Source organism: Kushneria phyllosphaerae, from assembly GCF_900312995.1.
GTDB lineage: Bacteria > Pseudomonadota > Gammaproteobacteria > Pseudomonadales > Halomonadaceae > Kushneria > Kushneria phyllosphaerae.
Genome location: NZ_ONZI01000046.1, coordinates 1 through 395 on the forward strand (window position 1 = coordinate 1; position 395 = coordinate 395).

Sequence of the window (395 nt, forward strand, 5' to 3'; positions counted from 1 at the left end):
CTCCGAGTGTCACTACTTTTCCCATAAGCAGCTACCTCTTGATTTCTTTCATTTTTGCTGCATACTGTTGCGCGACTTCCGTTACTTTGTCAAAATCTCCTGTAGCTGCAGGTGCTAAAAGGTTCCCACCTACTCCGACTGTTACGACACCCGCATCGAACCACTCTTTCATATTGTCCAGACTCACACCACCAGTTGGCATGATATTGACTTGAGGCATCGGTGCCTTGAAGGCAGAAATGATACTTGGTCCATAAGCGCTTCCAGGAAATAGTTTGACGATATCTACCCCGCTTTTCAGCGCTGTTTTGATTTCGGTAATCGTCATACATCCTGGTAAGTAAGGGATTTGATACAGATTGCACATCTCTGCTGTTTCTTGATCAAAGGAAGGG

Annotated in this window: 1 protein-coding gene; it reads right to left on the bottom strand. The window is 45.3% G+C overall.

Annotated features, from left to right (window positions below; all coding sequences use genetic code 11):
• Nucleotides 1-31: 31 nt before the first annotated feature.
• The coding region (locus KSP9073_RS18005) for a beta/alpha barrel domain-containing protein (RefSeq protein WP_500683891.1) at nucleotides 32-395 on the bottom strand (364 nt) is incomplete at its 5' end.